The sequence below is a fragment of the Alsobacter sp. R-9 genome, from assembly GCF_054612375.1.
Window position 1 is genome coordinate 570,553 of record NZ_JBTSWJ010000001.1, and the last position, 26,313, is coordinate 596,865.

22 protein-coding genes and 1 tRNA gene are annotated in these 26,313 nt (G+C 68.7%); 10 read left to right on the forward strand and 13 right to left on the reverse strand.

The genetic code is table 11. The annotated features are described in order from the left end of the window. The first annotated feature begins 10 nt into the window (after window positions 1–10). On the forward strand, window positions 11–841 hold the full coding sequence (locus ACX9GQ_RS02610; RefSeq protein WP_459627970.1) for a CheR family methyltransferase: 831 nt from the start codon (window positions 11–13) through the stop codon (window positions 839–841). A gap of 117 nt (window positions 842–958) precedes the next feature. On the opposite strand, the gene ctrA is transcribed toward ACX9GQ_RS02610, so the two are convergent. Further along, entirely contained in the window at window positions 959–1,660 is a 702-nt protein-coding gene (gene ctrA, locus ACX9GQ_RS02615; RefSeq protein WP_459627971.1) for a response regulator transcription factor CtrA, read from the reverse strand. A gap of 389 nt (window positions 1,661–2,049) precedes the next feature. Here ctrA and fliI point away from each other — a divergent pair, with 389 nt between their 5' ends. After that, window positions 2,050–3,363, forward strand: coding sequence for a flagellar protein export ATPase FliI (gene fliI / locus ACX9GQ_RS02620; RefSeq protein WP_459628001.1), 1,314 nt, complete (start codon window positions 2,050–2,052; stop codon window positions 3,361–3,363). Window positions 3,364–3,425: 62 nt separating this feature from the next. Then, complete coding sequence (gene fliJ / locus ACX9GQ_RS02625; protein WP_459627972.1) at window positions 3,426–3,842, forward strand: flagellar export protein FliJ; 417 nt, start codon at window positions 3,426–3,428, stop codon at window positions 3,840–3,842. Window positions 3,843–3,929: 87 nt separating this feature from the next. On the opposite strand, the gene ACX9GQ_RS02630 is transcribed toward fliJ, so the two are convergent. Further along, window positions 3,930–4,550, reverse strand: a complete 621-nt coding sequence (locus tag ACX9GQ_RS02630) for a GNAT family N-acetyltransferase (protein ID WP_459627973.1) — start codon at window positions 4,548–4,550, stop codon at window positions 3,930–3,932. A 548-nt stretch (window positions 4,551–5,098) separates the two neighbouring features. Between ACX9GQ_RS02630 and ACX9GQ_RS02635 the strand changes: the two genes are divergently transcribed. Both ACX9GQ_RS02635 and ACX9GQ_RS02640 read left to right on the forward strand, forming a co-directional pair. Further along, window positions 5,099–6,139, forward strand: a complete 1,041-nt coding sequence (locus tag ACX9GQ_RS02635) for a lysylphosphatidylglycerol synthase transmembrane domain-containing protein (protein ID WP_459627974.1) — start codon at window positions 5,099–5,101, stop codon at window positions 6,137–6,139. 12 nt (window positions 6,140–6,151) lie between these two features. Then, entirely contained in the window at window positions 6,152–6,985 is an 834-nt protein-coding gene (locus tag ACX9GQ_RS02640; RefSeq protein WP_459627975.1) for a class I SAM-dependent methyltransferase, read from the forward strand. A 231-nt stretch (window positions 6,986–7,216) separates the two neighbouring features. Here the strand turns inward: ACX9GQ_RS02640 and flhA are convergent, their stop codons facing one another. From flhA to ACX9GQ_RS02685, 9 genes are all read right to left on the reverse strand, one after another. Continuing rightward, window positions 7,217–9,349: a flagellar biosynthesis protein FlhA gene (flhA, locus tag ACX9GQ_RS02645; RefSeq protein WP_459627976.1), complete on the reverse strand. Its 2,133-nt coding sequence runs from the start codon at window positions 9,347–9,349 to the stop codon at window positions 7,217–7,219. Window positions 9,350–10,288: 939 nt separating this feature from the next. Further along, window positions 10,289–11,650, reverse strand: coding sequence for a sigma-54-dependent transcriptional regulator FlbD (flbD, locus tag ACX9GQ_RS02650; protein ID WP_459627977.1), 1,362 nt, complete (start codon window positions 11,648–11,650; stop codon window positions 10,289–10,291). 17 nt (window positions 11,651–11,667) lie between these two features. Beyond that, a complete protein-coding gene (fliN, locus tag ACX9GQ_RS02655) occupies window positions 11,668–12,039 on the reverse strand; it encodes a flagellar motor switch protein FliN (RefSeq protein WP_459627978.1) in 372 nt (123 codons plus the stop codon). A gap of 12 nt (window positions 12,040–12,051) precedes the next feature. Further along, window positions 12,052–12,675, reverse strand: coding sequence for a FliH/SctL family protein (locus ACX9GQ_RS02660; RefSeq protein ID WP_459627979.1), 624 nt, complete (start codon window positions 12,673–12,675; stop codon window positions 12,052–12,054). Further along, window positions 12,675–13,694: a flagellar motor switch protein FliG gene (gene fliG / locus ACX9GQ_RS02665; RefSeq protein WP_459627980.1), complete on the reverse strand. Its 1,020-nt coding sequence runs from the start codon at window positions 13,692–13,694 to the stop codon at window positions 12,675–12,677. The genes ACX9GQ_RS02660 and fliG overlap by 1 nt, the downstream gene beginning before the upstream one ends. Then, on the reverse strand, window positions 13,691–15,337 hold the full coding sequence (fliF, locus tag ACX9GQ_RS02670) for a flagellar basal-body MS-ring/collar protein FliF (protein ID WP_459627981.1): 1,647 nt from the start codon (window positions 15,335–15,337) through the stop codon (window positions 13,691–13,693). Before fliF ends, fliG begins: the two co-directional genes overlap by 4 nt. A 178-nt stretch (window positions 15,338–15,515) precedes the next feature. After that, window positions 15,516–15,791, reverse strand: coding sequence for a CtrA inhibitor SciP (gene sciP, locus ACX9GQ_RS02675; RefSeq protein ID WP_459627982.1), 276 nt, complete (start codon window positions 15,789–15,791; stop codon window positions 15,516–15,518). Between the two features lie 125 nt (window positions 15,792–15,916). Further along, window positions 15,917–16,591, reverse strand: a complete 675-nt coding sequence (locus ACX9GQ_RS02680) for a flagellar hook assembly protein FlgD (RefSeq protein ID WP_459627983.1) — start codon at window positions 16,589–16,591, stop codon at window positions 15,917–15,919. Between the two features lie 10 nt (window positions 16,592–16,601). Next, window positions 16,602–18,119 (reverse strand): flagellar hook-length control protein FliK, encoded by a 1,518-nt coding sequence (locus tag ACX9GQ_RS02685; RefSeq protein WP_459627984.1) that lies wholly within the window; start codon window positions 18,117–18,119, stop codon window positions 16,602–16,604. 259 nt (window positions 18,120–18,378) lie between these two features. Here ACX9GQ_RS02685 and mnmA point away from each other — a divergent pair, with 259 nt between their 5' ends. The 3 genes from mnmA (at window position 18,379) to ACX9GQ_RS02700 (ending at window position 20,806) form a co-directional block, all read left to right on the forward strand. After that, complete coding sequence (gene mnmA / locus ACX9GQ_RS02690) at window positions 18,379–19,557, forward strand: tRNA 2-thiouridine(34) synthase MnmA (RefSeq protein WP_459628002.1); 1,179 nt, start codon at window positions 18,379–18,381, stop codon at window positions 19,555–19,557. Between the two features lie 7 nt (window positions 19,558–19,564). After that, window positions 19,565–20,215 (forward strand): class I SAM-dependent methyltransferase, encoded by a 651-nt coding sequence (locus ACX9GQ_RS02695; protein ID WP_459627985.1) that lies wholly within the window; start codon window positions 19,565–19,567, stop codon window positions 20,213–20,215. A 514-nt stretch (window positions 20,216–20,729) separates the two neighbouring features. Beyond that, window positions 20,730–20,806: transfer RNA gene (locus tag ACX9GQ_RS02700), tRNA-Met, on the forward strand. On the opposite strand, the gene ACX9GQ_RS02705 is transcribed toward ACX9GQ_RS02700, so the two are convergent. After that, window positions 20,763–22,385, reverse strand: coding sequence for a recombinase family protein (locus ACX9GQ_RS02705; RefSeq protein WP_459628003.1), 1,623 nt, complete (start codon window positions 22,383–22,385; stop codon window positions 20,763–20,765). The genes ACX9GQ_RS02700 and ACX9GQ_RS02705 overlap by 44 nt on opposite strands. 9 nt (window positions 22,386–22,394) lie before the next feature. Continuing rightward, a complete protein-coding gene (locus ACX9GQ_RS02710; RefSeq protein WP_459627986.1) occupies window positions 22,395–23,000 on the reverse strand; it encodes a DUF6680 family protein in 606 nt (201 codons plus the stop codon). 1,298 nt (window positions 23,001–24,298) lie between these two features. Here ACX9GQ_RS02710 and ACX9GQ_RS02715 point away from each other — a divergent pair. Both ACX9GQ_RS02715 and ACX9GQ_RS02720 read left to right on the forward strand, forming a co-directional pair. Next, window positions 24,299–25,795, forward strand: coding sequence for a hypothetical protein (locus tag ACX9GQ_RS02715; protein WP_459627987.1), 1,497 nt, complete (start codon window positions 24,299–24,301; stop codon window positions 25,793–25,795). 169 nt (window positions 25,796–25,964) lie between these two features. Then, window positions 25,965–26,228: a hypothetical protein gene (locus ACX9GQ_RS02720; protein ID WP_459627988.1), complete on the forward strand. Its 264-nt coding sequence runs from the start codon at window positions 25,965–25,967 to the stop codon at window positions 26,226–26,228. Window positions 26,229–26,313 lie beyond the last annotated feature (85 nt).

Consider the following 26,313-nt stretch of genomic DNA (forward strand, 5'->3'; position numbering starts at 1 on the left):
GATCGCCGCCATGACCCGCGACGACTTCAGGGCGCTGCAGGCGCTGCTGCAACGCAGCGCCGGGATCGCCCTGTGGGACGAGAAGCAGTTCGTCGCGGAGCGTCGCCTCGAGACGCTGGCCGGGGAGACCGGCTGCGCGAGCGTCGACGATCTGATGGCCCGCGTTCGCCGCGGCGACGGCGAGCTCGAGACGCGGGTGGTCGAGGCGCTCACCACCAACGAGACCTACTTCTTCCGCGACATCCGGCCGTTCGAGCAGTTCGAGACGGTGATGCTGCCGGCGCTGATCCGCGCACGGGCGGCGCAGCGGCGCATCCGGATCTGGTGCTGCGCGGTGGCCTCCGGCCAGGAGGCCTACTCGATCGCCATGGTGCTGGCCCGCCACAAGGCGGCGCTGGCAGGCTGGAAGGTCGACATCCTCGGCACTGACCTGTCGAGGGCCATGGTCGCGCGGGCGGAGGCGGGCCGATACACGCATTTCGAGGTGCAGCGCGGACTGCCGATGCGCGAGCTCGTGGAGCACTTCACGCGCGAGGCGGACGGCTGGCACGTCTCCGCCGCGCTGCGCGCGGCCGTCGAGTTCCGCGTCGTGAACCTCGCCAGGGACCTGCCGGCGCTGGGCAGCTTCGACGTCGTGTTCTGCCGCAACCTCCTGATCTATTTCGACCTGCCGATGAAGGCGACCGTCCTGACGCGCGTCGCAAGGCTGCTGGCGCCCGACGGCTGGCTTGTCCTCGGCGCGGCGGAATCCGTCGTCGGCCTGAATGCCGGCCTCGTCCCCGACCCCGCGAACCGGGGCCTGTACGTCCGCACGCCGGCGGCGGCAGCGGCCACGGCCTGACGCCCCTTCAGGTCCCTCGGGGGATTGCGGCGCCGGCACACGCGCGGAAGCCTGCCGAAAACGACGAAGGCCCCGCCGGGGGAGCGGGGCCTCGCGGAACCGGGAGGGGCAGGCGCGTCAGGCGGGGATGCGCTCGTCGGTCTCGTTGGGCTCGCGCAGCACGTAGCCGCGGCCCCAGACCGTCTCGATGTAGTTCTTGCCCTGCGACGCGTTGGCGAGCTTCTTGCGGAGCTTGCAGATGAACACGTCGATGATCTTCAGCTCGGGCTCGTCCATGCCGCCGTAGAGATGGTTGAGGAACATCTCCTTGGTCAGCGTCGTGCCCTTGCGCAGGCTGAGGAGCTCCAGCATCTGGTACTCCTTGCCGGTGAGATGCACCCGCGAGCCCGACACCTCGACGGTCTTCTGGTCGAGGTTGACGATGAGGTCGCCAGTGGTGATGACCGACTGGGCGTGGCCCTTCGAACGCCGGACGATGGCGTGGATGCGGGCGACGAGCTCGTCCTTGTGGAACGGCTTCGTGAGGTAGTCGTCGGCGCCGAAGCCGAGGCCGCGGACCTTGTCCTCGATGCCGGCGAGACCGGAGAGGATGAGGATCGGCGTCTTGACCTTCGCCACGCGCAGGCTGCGCAGCACCTCATACCCGGACATGTCGGGGAGGTTCAGGTCGAGCAGGATGATGTCGTAGTCGTAGAGCTTGCCGAGGTCGATGCCTTCCTCGCCGAGATCCGTCGTGTAGACGTTGAAGTTCTCGGACTTGAGCATCAGTTCGATGCTCTGCGCCGTCGCGCTGTCGTCCTCGATGAGCAAAACGCGCATGATCAGCTCCCCAAGCTCGCCCTCTGGTTCCAGCCGTCAGCTTCAGCCGGTGGAACCCGGCGGAGCCCCTCGGGGAGCCCTGCGGCACCCCGATCCGTTCCGACTCGCACCTTATCTCCACAATGGTTAACAAAACCTGATTCTGCCGCGCAAGCACCCATCGACCGTTCTTTCGCGAATCGGTCTAAGATGTTGCTGCGAAACAATATTACCGGCCGTTCAGGTCTCATGTGGCACATGAAGAAAAGGCGCTAACAGATTCAAGCGACTCACGTCTCCCCACGCTTCGGGGAAGACAGGACACGCAGAACCTGCAGGGTCATTGTTAACCGGTCGGGTAAACGAATCGTTACGGAGCCGCGGCAAACGTGAACGAGGACGACGGATCACTGGCGGCGCTGCGCGCGGAGGTCGACGGCCTCGACGCGATGACCGTCTACGGCCGGGTGGCGAGCGTGCGCGGGCTGCTCATCGAGGTGGCCGGCCCGCTGCACGCGATGCACGTCGGCGGCCTGGTCGACCTGGAGGTCGCGCCGGGCCGGCTGGTCGCGAGCGAGGTCGTCGGCTTCTCCGGCGAGCGCGCGCTGGTGATGCCGTTCGGCGTCGTCGACGGGCTGCGCCGCGGCTGCCGTGCGCTGGTGCGCGGCGCCGAGGGCGGGGTTCGGCCGAGCGCGGGCTGGCTCGGGCGCGTCGTCAACGCCATGGGGGAGCCGATCGACGGGCGCGGGCCGCTGCCGGCCGGCCCGAAGCTGGTGCGCTTCCGCAACGACCCGCCTCCGGCCCATGCGCGCCGGCGCGTCGGCCCGCCGCTGGACCTCGGCGTGCGCGTGCTCAACACCTTCGCCACCTGCTGCGTCGGGCAGCGCATGGGCATCTTCGCCGGCTCGGGCGTCGGCAAGTCGGTGCTGCTGTCGATGCTGGCGCGCAACGCGGCGGCGGACGTTTCCGTCATCGGGCTCGTCGGCGAGCGCGGCCGCGAGGTGCAGGAGTTCCTCCAGGAGGACCTCGGCGAGGAGGGCCTCGCGCGCTCCGTCGTCGTCGTCGCGACGTCCGACGAGCCGGCGCTGATGCGCCGCCAGGCCGCCTATCTCACGCTGGCGCTCGCGGAGTACTTCCGCGACGAGGAGCGGCAGGTGCTGTGCATGATCGACAGCGTCACCCGCTTCGCCATGGCGCAGCGCGAGATCGGGCTCGCTGCGGGCGAGCCGCCAACCACGAAGGGCTACACGCCGACCGTGTTCACCGAGCTGCCGCGCCTTCTGGAGCGTGCGGGGCCGGGGACGGGGGAGGGCGCCATCACGGCGATCTTCACGGTGCTCGTCGACGGCGACGACCACAACGAGCCCGTGGCCGACGCGGTGCGCGGCATCCTCGACGGCCACATCGTCATGGAGCGGGCGATCGCCGAGCGCGGGCGCTATCCGGCAGTCAACGTCCTCAAGAGCGTGTCGCGCACGATGCCCCGGTCGTGCGACCCGGCGTTCTGGCCCGTCGTGCAGGCGGCGCGGCAGGCGATGGCGACCTATTCCGACATGGAAGAGCTGATCCGCCTCGGCGCCTACCGGCCCGGATCGTCACCCGAAGTGGATGCGGCGATCCGCCTTCATCAACCTCTGGAGGAATTCCTCGCCCAAGGTAAGGAAGAGTCAACCTCGCTGAGTCATGGTTACCGTCGTCTCGCGGAGATCATGTCCTCCACTTGAGGTTGATCTTCGCCTTTGTCCCGGCCGGCTGACCGACGGCCCTGCGAGGTGAGTGGATCGACATGAAGTCGCGTGAAACCATCATGCGCCTGAAGCGCTTCCAGGTCGACGAAAAGCGTCGCCGGGTTGCGCAGATCGAAATGATGATCGCGGATTTCGAGCGCATGGCGACGGACCTCGATCGCGAGATCGCGCTCGAGGAGCAGCGGGCGGGCATCTCCGACAAGAGCCACTTCGCCTATCCGACCTATGCGCGTGCTGCCATGCAGCGGCGCGAGAACCTCGTTCGCTCCGCCGACGACCTGAAGTTGCAGCTCGCCGACGCGCGCCGCGAACTCGAGGAGGCGTTCGAGGAGCTGAAGAAGTTCGAGATCCTCGACGACCGCGAGCAGGCGCGCGAGCGCAGCGCCGAGCAGGTGCGCGAGCAGAACGAGATGGACCGCATCGGCCTCGCCATGCGCGGCTTCGCGCGGGCCTGAGCCGGGTCCGTCCCGCCGGCTTCAGCCACACGGTTTTCGATCCCCCGTCGGCCCCCCGGCGGGGGATCGCGCTTTCCCGGCCTTTCCTCAGCGGTCGGAGGGCGGCGGCATGTCGGGCCAGATGTCCGGCGCGACGAGGCCCTGTGCCCGCGGGTCGTCGGCGATTTCCACCGCCATCCGGTACGGCACGAAGCCCGAGCGCCGGTAGAAGGGGATGGCGCCTGGATGGTCGAGCGTGCAGGTGTGCAGCCAGAAGCGCCGGATCGGCCGCGCGAAGGCGATCGCGATGGCGCGATCCATCATCCAGCGCCCGGCGCCCTTGCCGATCATCGGCTCCGCGAGCCCGAAATAGACGAGCTCCGCCTCGTCGTCGCGATCCCTGCGGTCGATCTCCAGGAGCCCCACGTCGCCGTCCGGCGACGCGAGCGCATAGGCCTCGATGCGCTCGTCGGCGAGCAGCGCCGAGAGTTCCGCCTCGGAGAGCGCCAGCCGCGAGAACCAGACCCACCGCTCCCCGATGACGCGGTAGATGGCGCGGTAGCGCGCGGCGTCCCCCGGGCCGAGGCGGTCGAGCCGCAACCCCTCGGGGGCCGGGCGGCCGCGGGGCGCGGGCGGTGCCGCCATCTCGAGAAAAGTCACCACGGAGGCGATCTTGCCGGGCGGGACGGCGAGGTAGCCGTCGGGGAGGGGGAGCGTGACAAAGTCCATGCCGGCCTCTAGCACCGGTGCCGCCGACTGTCATGGTCTGGGTGCGCGGCGGGCAGCCCGACGCCCCTCATCCCCCTCCGCTGCGCTCCGGGACCTTCTCCCCGCGCCGCGGGGAGAAGGGAAGGGCCGGCACGCCCGTCCGCGTCGGCCGACGCGCGTCGCATCCCGGCGTCCCCTGCCTCCCGGTCCCGTACGCGGGGATGTCGCATCCTCCCTTCGCCCCGCGCCGCGGGGAGAAGGTGGCGCGAAGCGCCGGATGAGGGGCCGACATGGCCAGAGGTCCCGAAGCGCCGGATGAGGGGCCGACACGGTCAGAGGTCGCGAAGCGCCGGCCAAGGGGCCTGCATGGCGGGACTGGTCGCCGACGATGGCCGTCGGCATGCGCCACCCGCCTCCCGCGCTGGTGCGCTCCTTGCAGGCGAGACGAACGGGGCAGGGGGACCAACAACCGGGCGGCGCGTCAGTCCGTGCTTGCCCTCGTCGAGCGGGTCAGGCACAGATGCGCGGCTTTTCAACTGCCTGCTGGGGGCGGGCCTTTGGGTTCAGGCATGAAACGGGTCCTCGACTTCTTCTGGCCTCTCCTCGGACTCGTCGCCGTCGTCTGGTCGGTCGACCTGCTCTACAAGAAGCTCAAGGCCGAAGCCGCCGTGGACCCGGCCGTGAAGGCGGCGCTGGACGTCGGCTCGCTGTGGGCGAACATCGGCACCATCGCGAGCGTCATCGGGCAGAAGATCGCCGCCATCCCGCCGTCGGGATACCTGCTGGCCGGGCTCTCCACCCTGGTCGCCTACTGGGCGCTCGCCTGGTACGACCGCATCGCCCTCATCCACCTCAACCGCGAGAAGGGCATTTCCTGGCTCTACATCGCGGTCTGCTCGTTCGTGACCTATGCCCTGTCGCACAACATCGGGGCGTCGGTGTTCTCCGGCGGCATGGTCCGCTACCGCGCGTACACGGCGAAGGGCCTCTCGGCGACGGAGGTGGCCGTGCTCGTGGCGCTGTGCTCGTTCACGTTCAGCTTCGGCACCATCCTGCTGCTGGGCCTCGTGCTGGTCGGCGAGCCGCACATCCTCAAGCCGCTCAGCTCGCTCGCCTCGTGGTTCGCCATCAGCGAGTCCATGGCGCGGCTCATCGGCTTCGGGCTGCTCGCGTTCTGCGCGCTGTACACGGTCGGCGCGTGGCTCCGGTTCCGGCCGCTCAAGATCGGCTCGTTCGAGCTCGTCTATCCGCGCCTCAACGTGGTGGCGCGCCAGTATGTCGCGGCGCCGCTGGAGCTCATCGGCGCGGCCGGCATCATCTATTTCGCGCTGCCCACCGAGGGGAACCCTGGCTTCTTCGTCGTGATGGGCGCGTTCCTGCTGTCCTTCTCGGCGGGCCTCCTGTCGCAGGTGCCGGGCGGCGTCGGCGTCATGGAAGCGGTGTTCCTCGCCATCATGCCGACCATGCCGGCGCCGGCGGTGTTCGCCGCGCTGCTCGTGTGGCGCCTCTTCTACCTCATCCTGCCGCTCGTCTTCTCCCTGCCGGTCGTGCTGCTGTTCGAGCGTTCGCAACTGGCCCGCAAGGCGCAGGACCCGCCGCCCGCGACGTGAGGACGCCTTCCCATGTCTGAACTGCGCCGACTGCTCTTCGGCTTCGCCACCCTGTCCGGCATCGCCGAGCGCGGCTTCTTCATCCCCTACCGCTACGCCGGTACGGTGCGGCCGGGCTCGTACCCGGCCATCGAGCCGCTGTTCGACACGGCGCGCCCGCGCTTCGCCGCCATGCTCGCCGACATCGAGACCCACGCCGAGACGCTGGCGAAGTTCGGCAAGACGACAGCGGCCCCCGGCTCGCCGAAATGGAGCCAGGACTGGTTCCCGCGCCTCGACGCGGCCGCCGCCTACGCCATCGTCCGGCGCGAGCGCCCGCGGCGCATCGTGGAGATCGGGTCCGGCCACTCGACCCGCTTCCTCGCCCGGGCCGTCGCCGACGGGGGGCTGTCCACCGAGATCGTCTGCATCGACCCGGCCCCGCGGGCGCCGCTCGGGCAGCTCAAGGTCAACCACGTCAAGCGCGTCTTCGGCGACGCCGACACCCCGCTCGCCACCGCGCTCGGGCCGGGCGACATCCTGTTCATCGACTCGAGCCACATCGCCATGCCGGGCAGCGACGTGGACCGGCTGGTGCTCGACGTGCTGCCGCGGCTGCAGCCCGGCGTGCTCGTGCACGTCCACGACGTGCTGCTTCCGGACGGCTATCCCGAGGTGTGGGCCTGGCGCGGCTACAACGAGCAGACGGTCATCGGCGCGCTCCTGCAGGGCGGGGCCTTCGACCTCGTCTTCGGCAGCCACTTCGTCGCCACTCGCATGGCCGACCTCGTCGCCGCCGGCGTGCTCGGCCGCCTGCCGTTGAAGAAGGACGTGCTGGAGACGAGCCTCTGGCTGCGGAAGCGGTGAAGGCGGCCGCCCGCGGCAGCAGTCTCCTTGTCCCGGTATCTCTGCGTCATCCCCGGCGACCGCGAAGCGGTCGGGAAGGGGATCCAGGCTTTCCGACGGCCATCGCCTGGATCCCCTTCCCGCGCCTGCGGCGCGCCGGGGATGACGGCGGAAGTGCGGGGGCCGCGCTCGGGCTGGGGATGACGCCGGAGGGGGCCGGAAGGTCAGCCTCGACCCTCGGTCATCCCTCCGCTACACGCTCCCCACCGTCTTAAGCCGCGCCCGCGGGTGGATCTCGGCCTGCGACACCACCGGCGTCTCGCGCCGGAAGCGCTCGATGATCGAGCGGGCGAAGGGGCGGACGTAGGCGGAGGTCACGAGCACCGGCATCTCGCCCATGCGGGCGGCGTCCTCGAAGCGGTCGCGCACGGTGGTAACGAACTCCTGCAGCTTGGAGGGCTGCATGGCGAGGTGACGCTCGTCGCCCTGGCCCACGATGGACTCCGCGAACACGGTCTCCCAGTGGGGCGAGAGCGTGATTATCGGCAGCTGCCCCTGCGGGCCGGCGTACTGGGCGCAGATCTGGCGGGCGAGGCGCTGGCGCACGATCTCGGTGATGTCGCGGGCGTTCTTGGTGCCGTTCACCGCGTCGGCGATGCCCTCGAGGATCGTCCCGAGGTCGCGGATCGAGACGCGCTCGGCGAGCAGGTTCTGCAGCACGCGCTGGATGCCGGTCATCGGGATCTGCGCGGGCACGAGGTCCTTCACGAGGTCGCCGTGCTCCTTCGGCAGGTCCTTCATCAGCTTCTGCAGCTCGACGTAGGAGAGCAGCTCGCCGACGTTGGCCTTGAGGATCTCGGTGAGGTGAGTCGAGATCACGGTTGCGGCGTCGACCACCGTGTAGCCGCGCAGCTGCGCGTCCTCGCGCAGCGAGCCGTCGATCCAGGTCGCCGGCAGGCCGAAGGTGGGCTCGATGGTGTGCTGGCCGGGCAGCTGGATCATGCCGCCCATCGGGTCGATGGCCATGAACTGGCCCGGGTAGACCATGCCAGTGCCCGCGTCGACCTCCTTGACCTTGATGACGTAGGTGTTGGCGTCGAGCTGCACGTTGTCGAGGATGCGGACCGAGGGCATGACGAAGCCCATCTCGGCGGCCAGCGTGCGGCGCAGCGCCTTGATCTGCTCGGTGAGGCGGTCGGTGCCGTCCGGGCTGTTGACCAGAGGCAGCAGCGCGTAGCCGATCTCGATCTTGAGGTCGTCGATCTTGAGGACGTCCGAGATCGGCTCCTCCTTCGGCGCGGCGGCGGCCGCGGCGGTCTGGGCGACGCTCTCCTTCTCGTCGATGACGTCCTTCTGCGTCAGCCACAGGCGGCGTGCCATGTAGGCGGCGCCGGCGGCGAGGCCGAGGAAGGGCACCATGGGGATGCCGGGCAGGAAGGCGATGGCGGCCATGACCATCGACGACATGCCGAGCGCCTTCGGCATGCTGGCGAGCTGGCGGGCGATGGCCTTGTCGGTGGAGCCGCTGACGCCGGCTTTCGACACCAGCAGGCCGGCGGCGGTCGAGACGATGAGCGCGGGGATCTGGGTGACGAGGCCGTCACCGACCGTGAGCAGCGTGTAGGTGTGGCCGGCGGCCGAGAACGTCATGCCCTGCTGGGCGACGCCGATGATGATCCCGCCGATGACGTTGATGAAGGTGATCAGCAGCCCGGCGATGGCGTCGCCGCGCACGAACTTGGAGGCGCCGTCCATGGCGCCGAAGAAGGAGCTCTCGTCCTCGAGCTCCTTGCGGCGGGCCTTGGCGGTCTGCTCGTCGATGAGGCCAGCGGACAGGTCGGCGTCGATCGCCATCTGCTTGCCCGGCATGGCGTCGAGGGTGAAGCGCGCCGCCACCTCCGCGATGCGGCCAGAGCCCTTGGTGATGACGACGAAGTTCACGATCAGCAGGATGGTGAAGACCACCACGCCGATCACGAAGTTGCCGCTCATCACGAAGTGGCCGAACGCCTCGATGACGTGCCCGGCGGCGTCCGTCCCGGTGTGCCCGTTGGCGAGGATGAGCCGGGTCGAGGCGAGGTTCAGCGCCAGGCGGAACATCGTCGCGATGAGCAGCACCGTCGGGAAGGACGAGAACTGCAGCGGCTCCTCGATGAAGAGCGCGGTCATCAGGATCAGCACGGACAGGATGATCGAGACGGCCAGCAGGAGGTCGAGGATGAAGGCCGGCAGCGGGAAGATGAGCACCACGAGGATGCCCATCACGCCGAAGGCAAGGCCGATGTCGGAGCGCCTAGCGAGCTTGGCCAGGCCGTCGCGAGTCGGCATGGCGAGCGTCGGCGCCCGCGCCCGCCCCGTCCCGCCTCTCGCCGACACGTCCGTCATGCCCGCTCCCACGCAAGCTGCCGGGGGGCGCCGCACGGCATCCCCCACCCGGCAATTTCTGCCGGGAGCATGGTTAGCGCCGGGTTAACGGCGCGACGGTGACCGTGGTCGGCGCCTTGGCGTGCCCTTCCCGGTCGGCCGCGCTGCGGGGGATGACGTGAGAGGGCGGCGCGAGGGTGCGCCCATCAGTTCGCGTCCGGCCACGGATGGCGGACGTCCTGCCGTTCCACTACCGGTTGAATCCGTGTCGATAAGGATGATAATCCTTGACATCGCATCCCGCGCAGCCAAGGCTGCCCGTGCCTCGCATCGACGGGGATGCGTCCGAACTGGCACGTCGGGCGCCTCACCGTGGGGCTCCGGTCCTTGTCAGGCCGGGGGATGCGGGGGCAAGGGCTGGTGGACGACGGATGACACACCGGCTCCGCACGCCACGACTGCGCGGATCGGCGGCGAGCGAGACGTCGCCGGATTGAATACACCCTTCAACCCGGCACCGCCGGGGACGCCAACCTCCCGCCGATCCGCGCCACCCCGCGGTCTGCCCACCCAGAAAAGCCCGAGCACCGACAAACCAGCCCCGCCGCTCCCGCGCCGGGGCCGAAGGCGCATGTGCAGCCCGCCTCTTGCAGCACACAGGGGTGCACGCAGGCCACCGGGCCGTCACCAGCCAACCCTCCGCCGTCATCCCCGGCGGTCCGCGCAGCGGACCGGGAAGGGGATCCATGGACGGCAGGGTCAGCACGAAAAGTCTGGATCCCCTTCCCCTCCGCGCCTTCGGCGCTCCGGCCGGGGATGACGATGGAGGGCGCCGTGGCGAAGGAGGGGCGACGGTGGAGGGCGCCGTGGCGAGGGATGGGCGACAGCGGTGGCCCGATCAGGCGGATGGCCGCGCCCCCGGGGGGAGGCCTGGCCAGGCGCGCTGGAGCGTGCCGCGGACTACAGCCCGCTCACCCGTGCCTCGCCGGGAGCGGGCACCGGGATGCCCTCGGACGTGTACTCGTTGAGCTTGTTGCGCAGCGTGCGGATGGAGATGCCGAGGATCTTGGCGGCGTGGGTGCGGTTGCCGAGGCAGTGGTCGAGCGTGTCGAGGATTAGCTCCCGCTCGACCTCAGCCACCGTGCGCCCCACGAGCGCGCGGGCGGTGGCCTCCGCCGTCTCGGCGGCGCGGGCAACGCTGTCGCGCGGGCCGGCTCCGAGGGTCTCGCCCTCCGGCGTCATCAGCGCATCGGGGCCGATCTCGGCGCCCATCGCCAGCAGCACGGCGCGGTGGATGGTGTTCTCCAGCTCGCGCACGTTGCCGCGCCAGGGATTGGCCAGCAGCATCCGCCGCGCGTCCGGGGACAGCGGGCGCTGCGGCACGCCGTTCGCCTCCGCGTACTTGCGGGCGAAGTGGTGGGCGAGTTCCAGGATGTCCTGCGTGCGCTCGCGCAGCGGCGGGATCTTCAGGTGGACGACGTTGAGGCGGTAGAACAGGTCCTCGCGGAAGGTCCCCTTGCGCACCTCGTCGGCGAGGAGCCGGTTCGAGGTGGCGATGACGCGAATGTCGACCGGCACGGGCTTGCCGCCGCCGACGCGGTCGATGACGCGCTCCTGCAGGGCGCGTAGCAGCTTGGCCTGCAGGCGCACGTCCATCTCGGAGATCTCGTCGAGCAGCAGCGTGCCGCCGGAGGCCTCCTCGAACTTGCCGATGCGCCGCGCCACCGCGCCCGTGAAGGCGCCCTTCTCGTGGCCGAAGAGCTCGCTCTCCAGCAGGTTGTCCGGGATGGCCGCGCAGTTCACCGAGACGAAGGGCTTGTCGCGCCGGTTCGACTTGGAGTGCACGAAGCGGGCGATGACCTCCTTGCCGGTGCCGCTCTCCCCGGTGACGAGGATCGAGGCGTCCGAACGGGCGATCTGCTCGGCGAGGCGCACGACGCGGCCCATGGCCTCGTCGCGGAAGACGAAGGCGCGGGTGTCGCGCGACACCGCCTCCAGCACCGCGGCGATCATCTCCGGGTCGGGCGGCAGCGGGATGTATTCGCGCGCACCGGACTGGATCGCCGAAACGGCGGCCCGCGTGTCGGTGCCCGTGCCGCAGGCGACGACGGGCGTGCGGATGCGCTCGGCCTCGAAGCCCGTGACGATGTCGCGGATGGACAGCGACACGTCGACCATCACGAGGTCGGCGCCCTTGGCGCGCATGACCGCCATCGCCTGGTCGATGGTCTCGGCGTTCGTCACCGCCGCGCCGCGGTCCATGGCGATGCGGGTCGCCAGCGAGAGCTGGCCCTTCAGCGTTCCGACGATGAGAAGCCGCATGGTTCAGTCCCCCGTTCTCAGCGTTCGGCCTTGATGATCTCGGTCATGGTCACGCCGAGCCGTTCGTCCACGAGCACGACCTCGCCGCGGGCGACGAGGCGGTCGTTGACGAAGATGTCGATGGCCTCGCCCACCTTGCGGTCGAGTTCCAGCACGGTGCCCGGCCCCAGCTTCAGGAGGTCGCCGATCTCGAGGCGCGTGCGGCCGAGCACGGCCGACACGTTCACCGGCACGTCGAAGACGTGCTCGAGGTCCTCCGCGACCTTGCTGACGCCGCCCTCGCTGCCCTCGCCGATGCCGCCCGGCTGGCCGCCGGCGGCGAAGTCGAGGTCGAGGCCGGGGGCGCCGCCCTTGAGGTTGGGGAGGGGGATGTCGTCGGGGCCGGCCATGGCGGTGGGCTCCTATCGGTCGATGCCGCCGTCGGGGGTCGCGCCGAGATGGCGGGCGATCGCCGAGGCGATGAGGGATTGCAGGGTGGCGCCGTCGCGGGACACGCCGCCGTCGGCCCATTCGATGCGGAAGTCGCCGGCGAGCATCTCCGGCTCGCCCAGCACGACGAGGCGCCCGGCGAAGCCGCGCTCCAGCGCGAGCCGGTCGAGCAGCGCCTTGGCGCGGTCGATCTGGTCCTGCGGGACCGTGACCACGGCGTGGGGGGCGCCGACGATGTTGCGGAAGACGTCGGAGGCCGCCTGCTGCAGCGGGCCCAGCGGCGCGGCGTCGACGAGATCGCCGGCGATCTTGCGGGCGAAGGCGAGCGCCAGACGCGCCGCCTCGTGCTCGAGCCGGGCGCGCTCCGCGTCGAGCCCCGCGATGACCGCGGCCGCCTGCCCGGCGAGGGCCTCGGCGGCCTGGGCGAGGCGCATCGCGGCCTCCTGCTCGGCCTCCCGGCGTCCGTCGAGGAGGCCGCGCTCGTAGCCTTCCCGCTGGGCCTCCTCCAGCCGCTGCTGGTCGCCCTGCCGGCGCGACGCGCCGGAGCGGCGGTCGAATTCCTCGTCGAAGACGAACTTCTGCGGGCGCGCCGTCATCACATCACCAGCTGGTCGGCCTCGTCACGGCCGGCGACCGTGATCTCGCCGTTGCGCTCGAGGGTCCGCGTGAGGTTCATGACCTCCAGCTGGGCCTCCTCGACCTGCTTGAGGCGCAGCGGCCCGAGGGCGTCGATCTCGTCGGAGAGCCGCTTTCCGGCCCGCCGCGACATGTTCATCATGAAGGCCTGCCGCACGCGGCCGCTGGTGCCCTTCAGCGCCTTCGCGAGCGTCGTGGGATCGGCCTGACGGATCACCGTCTGGATCGCCGGCGGGTCGAGGTCGGCGAGATCCTCGAACACGAACATCATGGCCCGGATGCCCTCGGCGACGGCGGGCCGCGTCTGCGCCAGCGCGCCGAGGAGACGGTTCTCCGTGTCCTTGTCGACGCGGTTGAACACCTCCGCCATCTGCTCGTAGACGTTCCGGCCGGTGCTGCGCGACAGCGTGGCGATGAACTCCTGGCGCAGCGTCGCCTCGATGCTCTGCAGCGTCGTCTTCGGCACGGTCTCGATGTGGATCATCCGGTCGATGACCTCGACCGCCAGCGCCTCCGGCAGCAGCGGCAGCACCTGCGCGGTCTGCTTCGGATTGACCCGCGAGAGCACCAGCGCGATCGTCTGCGGGTGCTCGTTCTTCAGGTAGGTGGCGAGCATCGCGGCCTGCACGTTGGACATCTTCTGCCACATGTTGCGGCCGGCCGGCCCGCGCAGCTCCTCCATGATCTGCTCGGCCTTCTCGGCCGGCAGGAGCTTCATGAGCAGCTGCTCGGTGCGCTCGTAGTCGCCCATCACCGAGACCTGGGGCAGGCGCTCGGCGAACTCGGTGAGGATCTCGTCCATCACGCCCGGCTCCACGTTGCCGAGCTGGGCCATGGCACCGGACACCTGGCGGATCTCGTCCTCGTCGAGGAAGGCCCACACCTCCGTGCCGTACTCCTCGCCCAGCATCAGCAGCATCGCCGCCGCGCGGTCGACGCCTGACATCTCGCTGCGCTGTCTCGTTCCCCGGCTCATCATCCGGCCTCATGGATCCACTGGCGGATGATGGTGGCGGTGGCGCCCGGGTTCTCCTTGACGATCTCGCCGATGCGCTCGATCGAGCGGGCCTGCACCTGGCCGTTGACGCGCGCGATCTCCATCATGCGGCCGGCCTCGGTCTCCACCATGGCCGCCTGGGAGATGGCGGGCGGCACGCCGCCGGCGGGGCCGGCGACGGCGGTGGCCGTGCCGTCCGGCCCGGTCACCATCACCGTCTCCTTCAGGCGTGGCATCACACCTCCCGCGAGGATGGTGCGCACCATCGGCCGCACCACCACCAGCAGGACGATCAGGGTGAGCACGCCGAGCACGGCCAGCTCGATGAGCTGCATCAGGTCGTACTTCGTCGGCATGAACTGGGCGACGAGGCCCACCGGTGCCGTCGCCTCGGGGTTCACGGGCGAATCGGCGAAGCGCAGGTTGACGACCTCCACCTGGTCGCCGCGCTTGCCGTCGAAGCCGATCGAGGAGCGCACGAGGGCGGCGATCCTGTCGAGCTCCTCCTGGGGACGCGGCTGGTAGCTCACCTCGCCTGCGGCGGTGCGCGCGTAGATGCCGTCGACCAGCACCGCCACCGACACGCGCTTCACGCGGCCGCTCTCCACCACCTCGGTGCGGGTGGTCTTGGAGATCTCGTAGTTGATGACCTCCTCGGACTTCTGCGACTGCTCGCGCTGCGAACTCGGGGGGGCGTTGTTGCCCGTCGCGGGCAGCTCGTTGCCGACCGTCACCTGCCCGTTGGCGTCGTTCGTCAGCTGCTGCTCGTTGCGGGTCTGGGTGGAGCGGACGACCCGGCTCTCCGGATCGAAGCTCTCCGACGTCTGCTGCACGCGGTTGACGTCGATGTCGGCCGACACCTGGACACGGGTACGGCCCTGGCCGACGACGCTGGCGACGATCTCCTCGACCTGGTTGCGCAGGCGCCGCTCGAAGGCGACCTGCTTCTCGTCGGCCGCGACCGCGGCGGCGGCATCGCCCTGCGTGCCGTCGGCGAGGAGACGGCCGCGCTCGTCGACGATGGAGATGCGGTCCGGCTTCAGCCCCTCGACCGCCGACGCGACGAGGTGGCGGATGGCGCGCACCTGGCCCGGCTCCAGTTCGCCGGAGACCTTCAGCACGACGGCGGCGCGAGGCTGCTCGCGGTCGCGCTCGAACAGCCGCTTCTCCGGCAGGGCGAGATGGACGCGGGCCGACTGCACGCGGGACAGGGAGCGGATGGTGCGGGCGAGTTCGCCCTCCAGCGCCCGCAATGCGTTGACGCCCTGCACGAAGCTGGTGGCGGAGAAGGCGTCGCCCTTGTCGAAGATCTCGTAACCGACGCTGCCGCCGGTCGGCAGGCCCTTGCCGGCGAGGTCCATGCGCAGGCGGGTGATGGCGTCCTTCGGCGCGAGGATCGTGCGGCCGTCCTCGCGCAGCTCGTAGCGGATGTTGCGGGCCTCGAGCTCGCGCACGATTCCGGCGCTGTCGGACGACTGCAGGTCCGTGTAGAGCACCGTCATCGTCGGCTGCGACATGCGCATCATGACGAAGGCGAAGAAGCCGACAAGCGCGAGCGTCACCGCCGCCATCGATGCGATGCGGGCGGGTCCCAGCCTCGTCAGGAAATCCGTCAGGCCCTGCAAGCCCCAGCTCCATGGCGCTCGACCGCGAGCCGACCGGGCTCGCGGTTAGGCAAAAATTGCCCGGTGCAGGGTTAGCGAAGGGTTAAGATCGGCCGCGCCAGACCCGAAAAGGCGAAAGGCGCCGGGGGTTTCCGGCGCCTTTCGCAATTCTGGGTAGGTATGACGTTAAGCGCACCACTCAATGGCGGTACTGCTGGATCCGCGTCGTGCGCAGCCCGGCGAGCCCGTGCTGGTCGATCGAGGCCTGCCAGGACAGGAACTCCTCGACGGTCAGCGTGTAGCGGGAGCAGGCTTCTTCCAGGCTGAGAAGCCCGCCGCGCACGGCGGCGACCACCTCGGCCTTGCGCCTGATCACCCAGCGCCGGGTATTGGCCGGCGGGAGATCCGCGATCGTCAGCGGGCTGCCATCGGGCCCAATCACGTATTTCACCCTCGGCCGGTAGGGTTCGGTCATTTTACGCTCACACAACTCGACTGACCATTGTCATGTCGGACGATAGAGCCTGCCCGCTTAAGAATTACCTAAGCGCGAGAGGGGTTTTCGGGCGTTTGCCACTCCTGCGGGCACGTCCGCGCGCATCAGGCTGCCGGCTTGCGCATCGACTTCACCTTTTCGACCGGAACGGAGGCCGAGCCGACGTTCAGCATCGGGCTCGTTCCGGTGAGGTCGACCGAATCGACCGTGCCGACGATCTCGGTGCCCACGTTGACGGACTTGCCGCTGAGGTCGGTCGCCACTACCGAGATGGTGTAGTCGCCCGCAGGCGCCGAGCCTCCGGCGTTGGTCTTGCCGCTCCAGCGGTAGGTCTGGTTGCCGGCGGTGAGCGTCGTCTTCTCCGAGAACACCGTGGCGCCGGTCTTGTCCCGCACCGTCACCGTCCCTGAGGCCGCGCGGGGCGACGAGAGGTTCCACGTCGCCTGGCCGTTCTCCAGCTTCGTCGTCGCGCCGTCCGCCGTCACCTCCATGCCGACGAAGTTGAGCGCGTTCGTCGCCGTGGAGGCCTTGGTGGCGGTGAGCAGGGCGGTCAGCATGTCGTTCGACTTGATCTGCTGCTCGACCGAGGCGAACTGCACGAGCTGCTGCGTGAACTCGTTGGTGTCGAGCGGCTCGAGCGGGCTCTGGTTCTTGAGCTGCGTGGTGAGCAGCAGCAGGAACTTGTCGAAGTTGCCGGCAAGCATCTTCGACGAGTTCGTCGTCGAGGCGCCCGTACCCGTGGTGGTGCCGGTGCTGCTGCCGACCGATGTCGTGGCCATGGCGTCCTCCTCAGATCCTGATGTCGAGCCCGCCGGCGGAGAGCCCGTAGGCCCTGAGCGACGCGGCGATCTCGCGGGTGGCGGCGTCGGCGTCTGCCGTCACCGTGCGGTCTGGGCCGGCGAAGGTCGGGCGGCGCTCGCCGTCCTGCGACTGCGCGCCCTGTCCCTGGTTGCCGAGCGAGAACTGCAGCGCGCCGTCTCCGGTACGCAGGCCTGCCTGCTCGAACGCCCGCTCCAGCGTGCGGGCGTCCCGCTGCAGGAGGTTCAGGGTGTCGACACGGTCGACCACGATGTGCGCCTTGACCCCGCCGTCGTCGGCGATGTCGAGGCGCACGTCGACGCGCCCGAGGTTCTCCGGCGACAGCCGGATCTCGAAACGCTGCTGGCCCTCCATGGCCCGCAGCCCGATCTCGATCGGCAGCATCGACACCGGCGTCGGCGGCGTCTGCGCCTGCGGGGCCGCCGGGGCGGCGGCCTGCGCGGCGGTGCCGTCGAGCGCCTGTGGCGCGGCGGCGCCCGGCGGCAGGGGCGGCAGCATGGTGACGTTGAGCTTCACGCCGTCCTGCGGCGGCGCCGTCTCGGTCCGGGCGGCGGCCTCGGCGGCCTTCCCGCCCTCGACCGGCTCGAGTCCCACCTTTCGGCCCTCGTCCTTCGTGGCGCCGACGCGGCCGTCCGTGGCCTCGCCGCGCGTCGCAACGGCCGGATCCTGCTTCAGCGGCGGAGCCGCGGCAGCCGCGGCGGGAAGCTCGGGCACCGGCTTCGTCGCGTTCGGGCCGGCCTTCGTCGCTGCCGGCGGCGTCTCGCCCGCGTCGGCCGTGGCGATGGCTTCTCCCGAGTCCTCCGTCTTCGTCGCGGTGCCGTCGCCGGAGGCCTCGGCATCGCCTTCGGCCTGGGCCAGCGCCTGCGTGGCCGCGCCGGCCAGAAGGACGCGCGCCGCCTCGGCGGCCCGGGCCGCGGCGCCGCCTGCCGGCTGCGACACGGCGGTGACGGCCTTGGCGACGTCGCTCGCCTGCTCCGCCGGCACGCCGGGCGCGGCCTGCGCCGCAGCCGGGGCGGGGGCGGCTGCCGCGGCCAGGACCGCGGCGGGGTCGGCAACGGGGGCAGGGGGCTGTGGCGCGAGCCGCGCCTCGGCGGCCTCTGCCGCCTTCGCCTCGGCCGCGTCGTCGAGATCCGCGGCCTCTGCCGCCTTTTCGTCAGCGGCCGCGTCACCGTCCTTTGCCTTGGCGTCCTTCTGCGGCTTGCCGGCGCCGCGCGTCTCGTCGGCGGGCGTCGCCTGCCCGGCGTCCTGCGTCCGCTTGTCGGTCCGGCGGGCGTCGGGTGCCTCGTCCGCATCGCGGCGCGACGCGGATGGCGCGTCCCGGTCGGCACGCTTCGTGTCGCGCGGCGCGGCCTTCGGCGCGGTGTCGCGCTCGGCCGGCACCGCGGCGAGCTCGCGAGCGAAGCCGTCGCCACCGGGTGACGCCTGCTCGGCCCGGCGGGGCGCCGGGCGGGTCTCGGGCATCGGGGCGGCAATGGCGGTCGTGGTCATGGCATCGGTCCTGCGGCGGGCCCCACGGCCAGCCGGTCATGCCATCAGGAGCAATCGCCGGGCCAGCCGCGCTTGCGTGTGAATCCAACGACTTGGAGAGTAAACAGAGGGTACCGCGCCGGCAGGAAGCGCCGACCCGGCAGGATTTGCCGGGCGCAGGCGGGGCGGGGTGCCCCGCGAGCACCTTGGAGCGGGCCGCGGAAAACCCTATATGAAGGCGTCGTTCCGCGGCCCTGCCGCAGCCAACCCGCGAGCCATGCTGAACAGCCTCGACCTTCCCGGCCGGCCGGAAGAGACCCGCGTCGTCGTCGCCATGTCCGGCGGCGTCGACTCGTCGGTCGTCGCCGGGCTGCTGAAGCGCGAGGGCTACGACGTCGTCGGCGTGACGCTGCAGCTCTACGACCATGGCGAGGCCGTGCACCGCGCCGGCTCGTGCTGCGCCGGGCAGGACATCCACGACGCCCGCCGCGTGGCGTCGGCGCTGGGCATCCCTCACTATGTGCTCGACTACGAGAGCCGCTTCCGCGAGGAGGTGATCGACCGCTTCGTCGACAGCTACCTCGCCGGCGAGACGCCGGTGCCCTGCGTCGAGTGCAACCGGCAGATCAAGTTCCGCGACCTGCTCGCCACGGCCCGCGACCTCGGCGCGGCGGCGCTGGCGACCGGCCACTACGTGGCGAGTCGCGCCCGGCCCGATGGCGGCCGCGCCCTGCACCGCGCCGCCGACCCGGACCGCGACCAGAGCTACTTCCTCTACGCCACCACGCCGGCGCAGCTCGCCATGCTGCGCTTTCCGCTCGGCGAGATGCCGAAGGCGCAGGTGCGCGACCTCGCCCGCGAGTTCGGGCTGGCCGTCGCCGACAAGGCCGACAGCCAGGACATCTGCTTCGTGCCCTCGGGGCGCTACACCGACGTCATCGAGCGGCTGAAGCCCGAGGCGTCGCAGGCCGGCGACATCGTCCATGTCGACGGACGCGTGCTCGGCCGCCATGCCGGCATCATCCGCTACACGGTGGGCCAGCGGCGCGGGCTCGGTCTCGCCGCAGGCGAGCCGCTCTACGTGGTGCGCATCGACGCGGCGCGCTCGCAGGTCGTGGTCGGCCCGCGCGAGGCGCTGGCGACCCGCCGCGTGGTGCTGAAGGACTTCAACTGGCTCGGCGACCGTCCGCTCGCCGCCCTCGGCGGGCAGGCGATGGAGGTTGCCGTGCGGGTGCGCTCGACGCGCCCGCCGCAGCCGGCGCTGCTGCGCCTGAGCGGCGACGAGGCCGAGGTCGAGCTGCTCGACGGCGAGTACGGCGTCTCCCCCGGGCAGGCCTGCGTGGTCTACGAGGACGCCGGGACGCGGGCCCGCGTGCTCGGCGGCGGCATCATCCGCGCCGCGCGTCCGCTCGCCGCCGGCGCCGCCGGCGAGGCGGCCGCGGCCGTCGCGACCCGCTGAGCCCGGCATGGCCGGGGCCGCTCCCGCCCTCGACAACAGCGCCGTCGAGGCGGCATACGCCCGCTGGGCGCCTGTCTACGACCTCGTCTTCACCGCCGCGATGGCGCCCGGCCGGCGTGCCGGTGTGGCCGCGGCGGAGGCCTACGGCCCGCGCATCCTCGACGTAGGCGTCGGCACCGGGCTTGAGCTGCCCATGTTCTCGCCGTCCTCCAGCGTCACCGGCGTCGACCTGTCGGAGGCCATGCTGAAGCGCGCACGCGCCCGCGTGCTGGGCGAGCGGCTCGCGGCGGTGGCAGGCCTCTCGGTGATGGATGCGACGCGCCTCGGCTTCCCGGACGGATCCTTCGACGCCGTGGTGGCGCCCTACGTGATGACGGTGGTGCCCGACCCGCACGCCACGCTGGAGGAGCTCGCCCGCGTGGTGCGCCCCGGCGGGGGCATCGTGCTCGTCAACCACGTCGCCGCCGACGCCGGCCCCCGCGCCGCCGTCGAGCGCTGGCTCGGCCGGCACGGGGCCAGGCTCGGCTGGCGCCCGGAATTCCCCTTCGCCGTCATCGGCGACTGGATCGCCTCGCGCCCCGACATGACGCTGGAGGAGCGCCGCGAGCTGCCGCCCCTATCGCTCTTCACCCTGGTGCGCATCCGCAAGGCCGGGTGAGGGCAGGGCGGGCCTCCCGGCGGGAAGAAGGCAAGCGGCGCCCCTGCGGCTTCGTGCGGTCGTGATCCGGCTCTCCGGGTCGCCGGCTGGCCCGCGCGCGTCAGCCCTCTGTCGGCGGCTGCGGACGTCCATGCGGCTCCGTACGCCCTTGATCCGGCTTTCGGGGGGCGATGGCCCTCTTCCCTTCTCTTCACGACGTGGGGAGAAGGTGGCGCGCAGCGCCGGATGAGGGGCCTTTCGGGCAGCAGGTGCGCTGCCATGGGCTCGGGGCGGATGGAGACGGCCGAGGACGCGCTGGCCGAGGGTGACGCGGGGCCTCGGGCACGATGGCGGAAGACCGCAGGGCCAACGCTGCGCCGCGCCGCCGTCCCGCACCTGTGCAGCGGCGCCGCCTGATCCTTGACACCGCTCGCGCGGGCATCCTATACCCCCGCTGCCTTGCGGGGGTGCACCGACCGAACCCCGCTCCATCCGGCAGTCGCCCGTCTCCGACGTGCGGCAGAGGATGACCCGGGGCGGAGTAGCTCAGCTGGTTAGAGCAGAGGAATCATAATCCTTGTGTCGGGGGTTCGAGTCCCTCCTCCGCTACCAACGTTCCCCCCGACAAACCGGAGCCCTTCGGCTTCCGGCATAGGGGTCGCAGACGGGCCGTAATCTCCACCTCGATCCGGCCTTCATCCCTCCTCGGGACGAGAACTACTGACTTCACAAGGGCTCGCAGCGAAACCGCTTCGGGACTATCCGCCGCAACGGTGCCTCGCTTCGCCCTTGTGCGAAACTCGGTGACCGTCCTCAGATAGTCAGTGACGGTAGCGGGTTCGGGCACCAGATCGTCTGCGGCATCGTCGAGGGCGGACAGTTCTGCGCGGAGCGTTTCCTCCTCGATCCGACCCTGCTGACAGCGTTGGTCAATCCTGATCGGGTCGCCGACGCCACGGGCGAGGAAGTCAGTGAGCCGATCCATCTCCTCGGTCAGGGCGGACAGCCGCGCATCCACCTCGATTCTGCGGAGTCGGTTCGCTTCGAGATGGGCGGCTCGCTCGTGACGGTATCGAGAGGCTGCCTCATAGATTGCGCGGCGGTCACGCAGTTCGCTCTTCAGAGCCCTCAGAACCGTGCCCTCGACCCACGACAGATAGTAGGAGCGGGGATCAGGACAGGTTCCGCTCTCTGCGTGGCGAGAACACCGAATGCGGACGCGCTGGCTCCTATCGACGCCAGCAGTCGCAAACCCGCTGCCGCAGCAGCCGCATTGCAGGAGACCAGAGAAGAGGCGGACGTTGCGGCGAGAGTATTCGGGGCGGGCGGTGCCCCTCAGGCGCTTGAGAGAGTTTGCCTGCTCGAAGGTCTCCCGATCCACGATAGCGAGGTCAGGACGCTCACATCGAATCCACGCCTCGGGCGGATTCGGTCGCGAGACGCGCCGCCCATTCACCGGATTCTTGATCATCCTGATTTTGTTCCAGACGACCACCCCGGCGTAGAGTTCGTTCTGGATGATGCCATTGCCGCGCTGTGGCGAACCGTTGATCGTACTCGCGTTCCACGAGCGTCCACGGGGGGGTGGAACGCCCTCGCTGTTGAGCGTGTAGGCGATCTGCCTTGGCGTGAGACCCCCGATGTAGGCCGAAAAGATGCGCCTCACGATGTCGGCCTGCTCAGGGACGATCTGTGGCTCGCCGCGCTGGCCGAGGGCGGGACGGTAGCCAAACGCCCGCCCGCCAGCGTGCTTGCCTCGGTTCACAAGCCCGACCATCCCGCGCTTCACCTTCTTGGCTCCGTCCTCACGGAAGAGTTGGCCAACGAGACCGCGAAGGCCGATTAGGATCGTGTCGGCGGGCCGCCCGCCGTCGCTCACACCGATTATGTCGATCCCTAGAAAGCTGAACGTCTTGTGGATGTGTCCGAGGTCGGCGATGTCACGAGATAGGCGATCTAGCGCCTCGACCAGCAGCACCTCGAACCTACCCTTGCTGGCATCTGCCAGCAGGGCCAACACGCCCGGTCGTCCTGCTATGGACGCGCCTGATACCGCTCTGTCCTCGTAAGTCGCAACAATCTGCAAGCGTTCACGAGAAGCAAATACTCTGCAAAGTGAGAATTGATCCTCGACGGACTTCTCATTCTGCAAGTCAGTTGAATAACGACCGTAAATCACTCCTCGACGCATATAGACCCGCTACTTCGTCTCAGGCTTCTGCTCGATAATGGGCTTCTGATCAGAGGCTACACCGGGCGTTGTCGCATCAGCCGGGAGGTGAAGATTGTTCACCCAAATTGGTAGTGCGAACTTTCCCTCGAAAATCCTAGCGAACCCCCAAATTACACGACGCTGGTCATCTTCGAGAAGCGCCTGACCTTCGGGTGAATAAATCCCATTCTCGATTTCCTGCTTCGTGAATGAGAATCCAAGATACTTCGACATCTCCCAAATCAAGTTCACCAGTTTCGGTATTTGCTCGCCAGCCCATGCATCCCTATTGGCTTCACGCTTTTTATTGTCAGCGAGGTGATGGAGATAATCATTCCACTCCTGACGTATTACTTGTAGGGCTTTTTGATTGCCATAGAATACGATAGGAATCGCATTTAGCGCATCGACGTGCCGGGGTGACAGGCGTGACGCCCTTGTCGCCATCAGAGCCTCAAACACGGCAAGCTGCCGGTTTCTCTTCTCACGACTCCGCTCAAGCCATTTCTGAACCTGAACGGCCACAACGGGTCCAGCCAACGTTGCGGCCACGATTGCGAGATCGGAAAGACGGAATAGCTGTTCGTCGGCCATGAATCGTCACGGTTTGTGCCCACACTTCTCATAGCATGCTCGATGCGCTGTCAGCAGGGTCGGATCGAGGAGGAAACGCTCCGCGCAGAACTGTCCGCCCTCGACGATGCCGCAGACGATCTGGTGCCCGAACCCGCTACCGTCACTGACTATCTGAGGACGGTCACCGAGTTTCGCACAAGGGCGAAGCGAGGCACCGTTGCGGCGGATAGTCCCGAAGCGGTTTCGCTGCGAGCCCTTGTGAAGTCAGTAGTTCTCGTCCCGAGGAGGGATGAAGGCCGGATCGAGGTGGAGATTACGGCCCGTCTGCGACCCCTATGCCGGAAGCCGAAGGGCTCCGGTTTGTCGGGGGGAACGTTGGTAGCGGAGGCAGGGTTTGGCCGGGTGAAGGCGCTCGATTTGCCGAGCTTTGTTTTGCGGGTTCCGTTGTCCTCTGGATGACGTGTCGGCGCTGAGGCGACGATTTGAATTTCGACTTTTATTGGCTCTGCGTGATAGGTTCATCGCGTTGATTTTGAACGTGATTTCCCTCGATGTTTTGCTCATCCCGCACTTTCACCCACGTCATTTCGCCTGCTGCCGTCGATCTGTGTGTCCGGGAGATTGAGGCGGCGCTCGTTCGAGGCGGGTTCGATCCAGCAGGGCTCGACTTCAGCCCGCAGGCTTCCCATTACCTCGCTGATCAAGCAGTCGCGACAGCGACCGGGCTCGGCATCGATGTCGTGGGGCACACGTGGCTTTGCCGGTCAGACGGCGCAGTTGAGGTCGCGATCGAGCTCCGTCGGGAGGTCGATCTGGTCCTCCTGAAGTTCGCCCTGTCATGAGCTTGAAACGACGTCATTGGCGTGACTGGGAGGGGCGCGGTGCCCGCGCCACTTCCGGAGGTACTGGAGACGGCGGAGCTCCGGTCATCAGGTGGATGTGGGCTTAGACCCTGCGAGGCCCCGGATGGGAGACGAGTGAGCTCGTCGAGCATCCGGGAGACGAGCGTGATGGCCGCGTCGAAGCGAGAGCGCGACGCGGACAGCACCTGATTGATCCTCAAGAGCCCGAGGCCCCCGTCGTCCGGGGGCCTCTTGCTGAGTTGGCAGAACGGCCATCGCCCCGGCTTGCGCCGTGCCGTCGCCGTGTCAGCCAACTCAGCCTTCAAGAAAATAATTGGGTCATCAATAATTATATAGAATAATCAGGCTGATGATGCTATTATCTACTATATATTGAAAAGGAGTTATTCCATGATTATTAGAGTTATTACAGGACCTCCCGGATGCGGGAAGACGCACACAATCCGGCAGGAAATGGTCAGCAGGCGCGGGAAGTACGTTCTTGCCTCCCCTCGCATCGACCTCACCAATGAGCGCCATGTGGAGCTTCTGGCTGACGCGAAGCGGCTCTCCACCAAGCCCAAGATCGTTTGCATCCATGGGCAGTCATCGGGCGGTCGCCCGGTTCTAGAGCAGATCGCGGATGCGTGGCTGACCTACCATGCGGACTCTCACGTCATCCTGCTCATCACCCATGAAGGGTTGATGGGAGCTGACCTGTCCGGGTTTGCCGGTTGGGAGGTCTACATCGACGAGAGCCCGTCCGCCGTCTGGTCGGATCGCTTCACGGCTCCGGCCTTGGCTGTCTACTTGAAGCAGGACTTCGAACTGGAGTGGGACGAGCGCCTTGAGCTATCCCGCGTGAGAGCGAAGAAAGACGTCAGGTTGGGTGAACTCATCCGCGACCCCACGCTCAGAAAGCTTGCGCCGCTCCGCAAGCGGGCGTGCTCTCCCCAAGGGCTCTACGTCGACGTGAAGGACTGGGACGACGTCATCGGAAGCGATCGCGAGTTGAACTGGCTGTGGGTGTGGACCCCCATTCATCTCTCGGCGTTCGCCAAAGTGACCATCGTCGGAGCGGGCTATCTCCAAAGCCTCGGCTACAAGGCGGCTTGCCGCGCCGGAGAGTTCACCTTCGTCGAAGAGAGGATCGAACGTCCGGTCGCCGCTTTGCCCAAGGTCCGCATCTGCTACTTCACCACCCACCGCGGCTCGACGACCTATTGGATGGACGAGGGAAGCGGCTGTCTGCTCGCAGTTCGTGACCACCTAATCCGCGTGGGTCACGACGGCTACTGGTCGGCCAACAAGGATGCGTTCAAGTTCCTTCAGGGTCTGCCGGGAGTGCGCGTGTCGCCACGTCAGGAGGGCTCGAACTCCTTGTCGTCACACACGTCCTGCGCCCTCATCTACTCGGCCAAGGCCACGCCCTCTGACAAGGCCCTGAAAGAGTATCTTGGGCTGACGGATGAGGACGTTCGTCTCGCTCGGGAGGATGAAGACATCCGCCAGTTCATGCTGCGCGGTGCCCTGCGAGACCCCACCTTCGTTGGCGTCTTCACGGCGTATCTCTACGACCGCGAACAGGCCGCTCGCTTTGCCGACTGGGTGACGAAGGAAGGCATCGCGGAGGTCGAGTTGGTGCCCGTGCACGAGGCCGGGATCATGGACGTCGAGCGTCCGCTCAGAGGCCCTAAGAAGAAGACACCCGACGCGAAGAGCAAGGCGGAGATGGAGCGCAAGCGGCGGGCATCAAACCGAGCCGCCAAGGCAAGGCAACGTCAGCGCAGAAAAGAGCAGAAGGAGCGCGACGGCACAGCGCGGCCACCGGGCCGACCGAAGAAGTCCATGCCCCTCTCGCCTCACGCGAAGGCCTATCGCCGGAGTGTCCGCAATGGGCTCACCCCCAAAGCCTACAGGGCCCGCTACTGCTGGAAGCCCGACCTTCGCTCAACATTGAACCGACCCTGAGCGCTCGCCGATGGAGGACGGTCTGCCTACCGTCCTCCATGGCGCAGTTACCCGCGAAGGTAACCTCGTCTGCACCCGGACCTTGGCGGCAGTCCGCCGGTCCATACATTCGCCTCAGGAGATGCACTGGCCGATCGAGCGCGCGCTGATGACAATGTTGGACACCCACTTGCTCAAGACGATGTTCCAGTATGCCAAGGAGCTCGATGGCAATAAGCACTTCGGCGAGAAGGCACGAGACTGCGTGGCCTATGTCCACGACATGATGGCTCAGCGAAGCCAATGGTGGCTGTCGGAGAGCGAGCGGCAGGGCGTCAACATGCTGCTCATGCACCTGATGGCGATTAAAAACCAACCCATGAGGAAGCCCCCTCCGATCGACTTCGCCCAGCACGTGCCCGCAGAGTGGCTCAAGCGTCGGCGACGGACTTAGCTGGGCTTTGACCTGCCACTGAGTTTTTCCTCCACCCGGAGTTAGAGTCCGGCCCTTCGAAGGGCGGACAGATGAAGCGAGCACG

What these genes read in the sequence shown, in the direction of transcription:
- ACX9GQ_RS02610 (WP_459627970.1), top strand. Translation starts at nt 11, where the DNA reads ATGACCCGCGACGACTTCAGGGCGCTGCAGGCGCTGCTGCAACGCAGC.
- ctrA (WP_459627971.1), bottom strand. Translation starts at nt 1,660, where the DNA reads ATGCGCGTTTTGCTCATCGAGGACGACAGCGCGACGGCGCAGAGCATC.
- fliJ (WP_459627972.1), top strand. Translation starts at nt 3,426, where the DNA reads ATGAAGTCGCGTGAAACCATCATGCGCCTGAAGCGCTTCCAGGTCGAC.
- ACX9GQ_RS02630 (WP_459627973.1), bottom strand. Translation starts at nt 4,550, where the DNA reads ATGGACTTTGTCACGCTCCCCCTCCCCGACGGCTACCTCGCCGTCCCG.
- ACX9GQ_RS02635 (WP_459627974.1), top strand. Translation starts at nt 5,099, where the DNA reads ATGAAACGGGTCCTCGACTTCTTCTGGCCTCTCCTCGGACTCGTCGCC.
- ACX9GQ_RS02640 (WP_459627975.1), top strand. Translation starts at nt 6,152, where the DNA reads ATGTCTGAACTGCGCCGACTGCTCTTCGGCTTCGCCACCCTGTCCGGC.
- flhA (WP_459627976.1), bottom strand. Translation starts at nt 9,349, where the DNA reads ATGACGGACGTGTCGGCGAGAGGCGGGACGGGGCGGGCGCGGGCGCCG.
- flbD (WP_459627977.1), bottom strand. Translation starts at nt 11,650, where the DNA reads ATGCGGCTTCTCATCGTCGGAACGCTGAAGGGCCAGCTCTCGCTGGCG.
- fliN (WP_459627978.1), bottom strand. Translation starts at nt 12,039, where the DNA reads ATGGCCGGCCCCGACGACATCCCCCTCCCCAACCTCAAGGGCGGCGCC.
- ACX9GQ_RS02660 (WP_459627979.1), bottom strand. Translation starts at nt 12,675, where the DNA reads ATGACGGCGCGCCCGCAGAAGTTCGTCTTCGACGAGGAATTCGACCGC.
- fliG (WP_459627980.1), bottom strand. Translation starts at nt 13,694, where the DNA reads ATGATGAGCCGGGGAACGAGACAGCGCAGCGAGATGTCAGGCGTCGAC.
- sciP (WP_459627982.1), bottom strand. Translation starts at nt 15,791, where the DNA reads ATGACCGAACCCTACCGGCCGAGGGTGAAATACGTGATTGGGCCCGAT.
- ACX9GQ_RS02680 (WP_459627983.1), bottom strand. Translation starts at nt 16,591, where the DNA reads ATGGCCACGACATCGGTCGGCAGCAGCACCGGCACCACCACGGGTACG.
- ACX9GQ_RS02685 (WP_459627984.1), bottom strand. Translation starts at nt 18,119, where the DNA reads ATGACCACGACCGCCATTGCCGCCCCGATGCCCGAGACCCGCCCGGCG.
- ACX9GQ_RS02695 (WP_459627985.1), top strand. Translation starts at nt 19,565, where the DNA reads ATGGCCGGGGCCGCTCCCGCCCTCGACAACAGCGCCGTCGAGGCGGCA.
- ACX9GQ_RS02705 (WP_459628003.1), bottom strand. Translation starts at nt 22,385, where the DNA reads ATGCGTCGAGGAGTGATTTACGGTCGTTATTCAACTGACTTGCAGAAT.
- ACX9GQ_RS02710 (WP_459627986.1), bottom strand. Translation starts at nt 23,000, where the DNA reads ATGGCCGACGAACAGCTATTCCGTCTTTCCGATCTCGCAATCGTGGCC.
- ACX9GQ_RS02715 (WP_459627987.1), top strand. Translation starts at nt 24,299, where the DNA reads ATGGTCAGCAGGCGCGGGAAGTACGTTCTTGCCTCCCCTCGCATCGAC.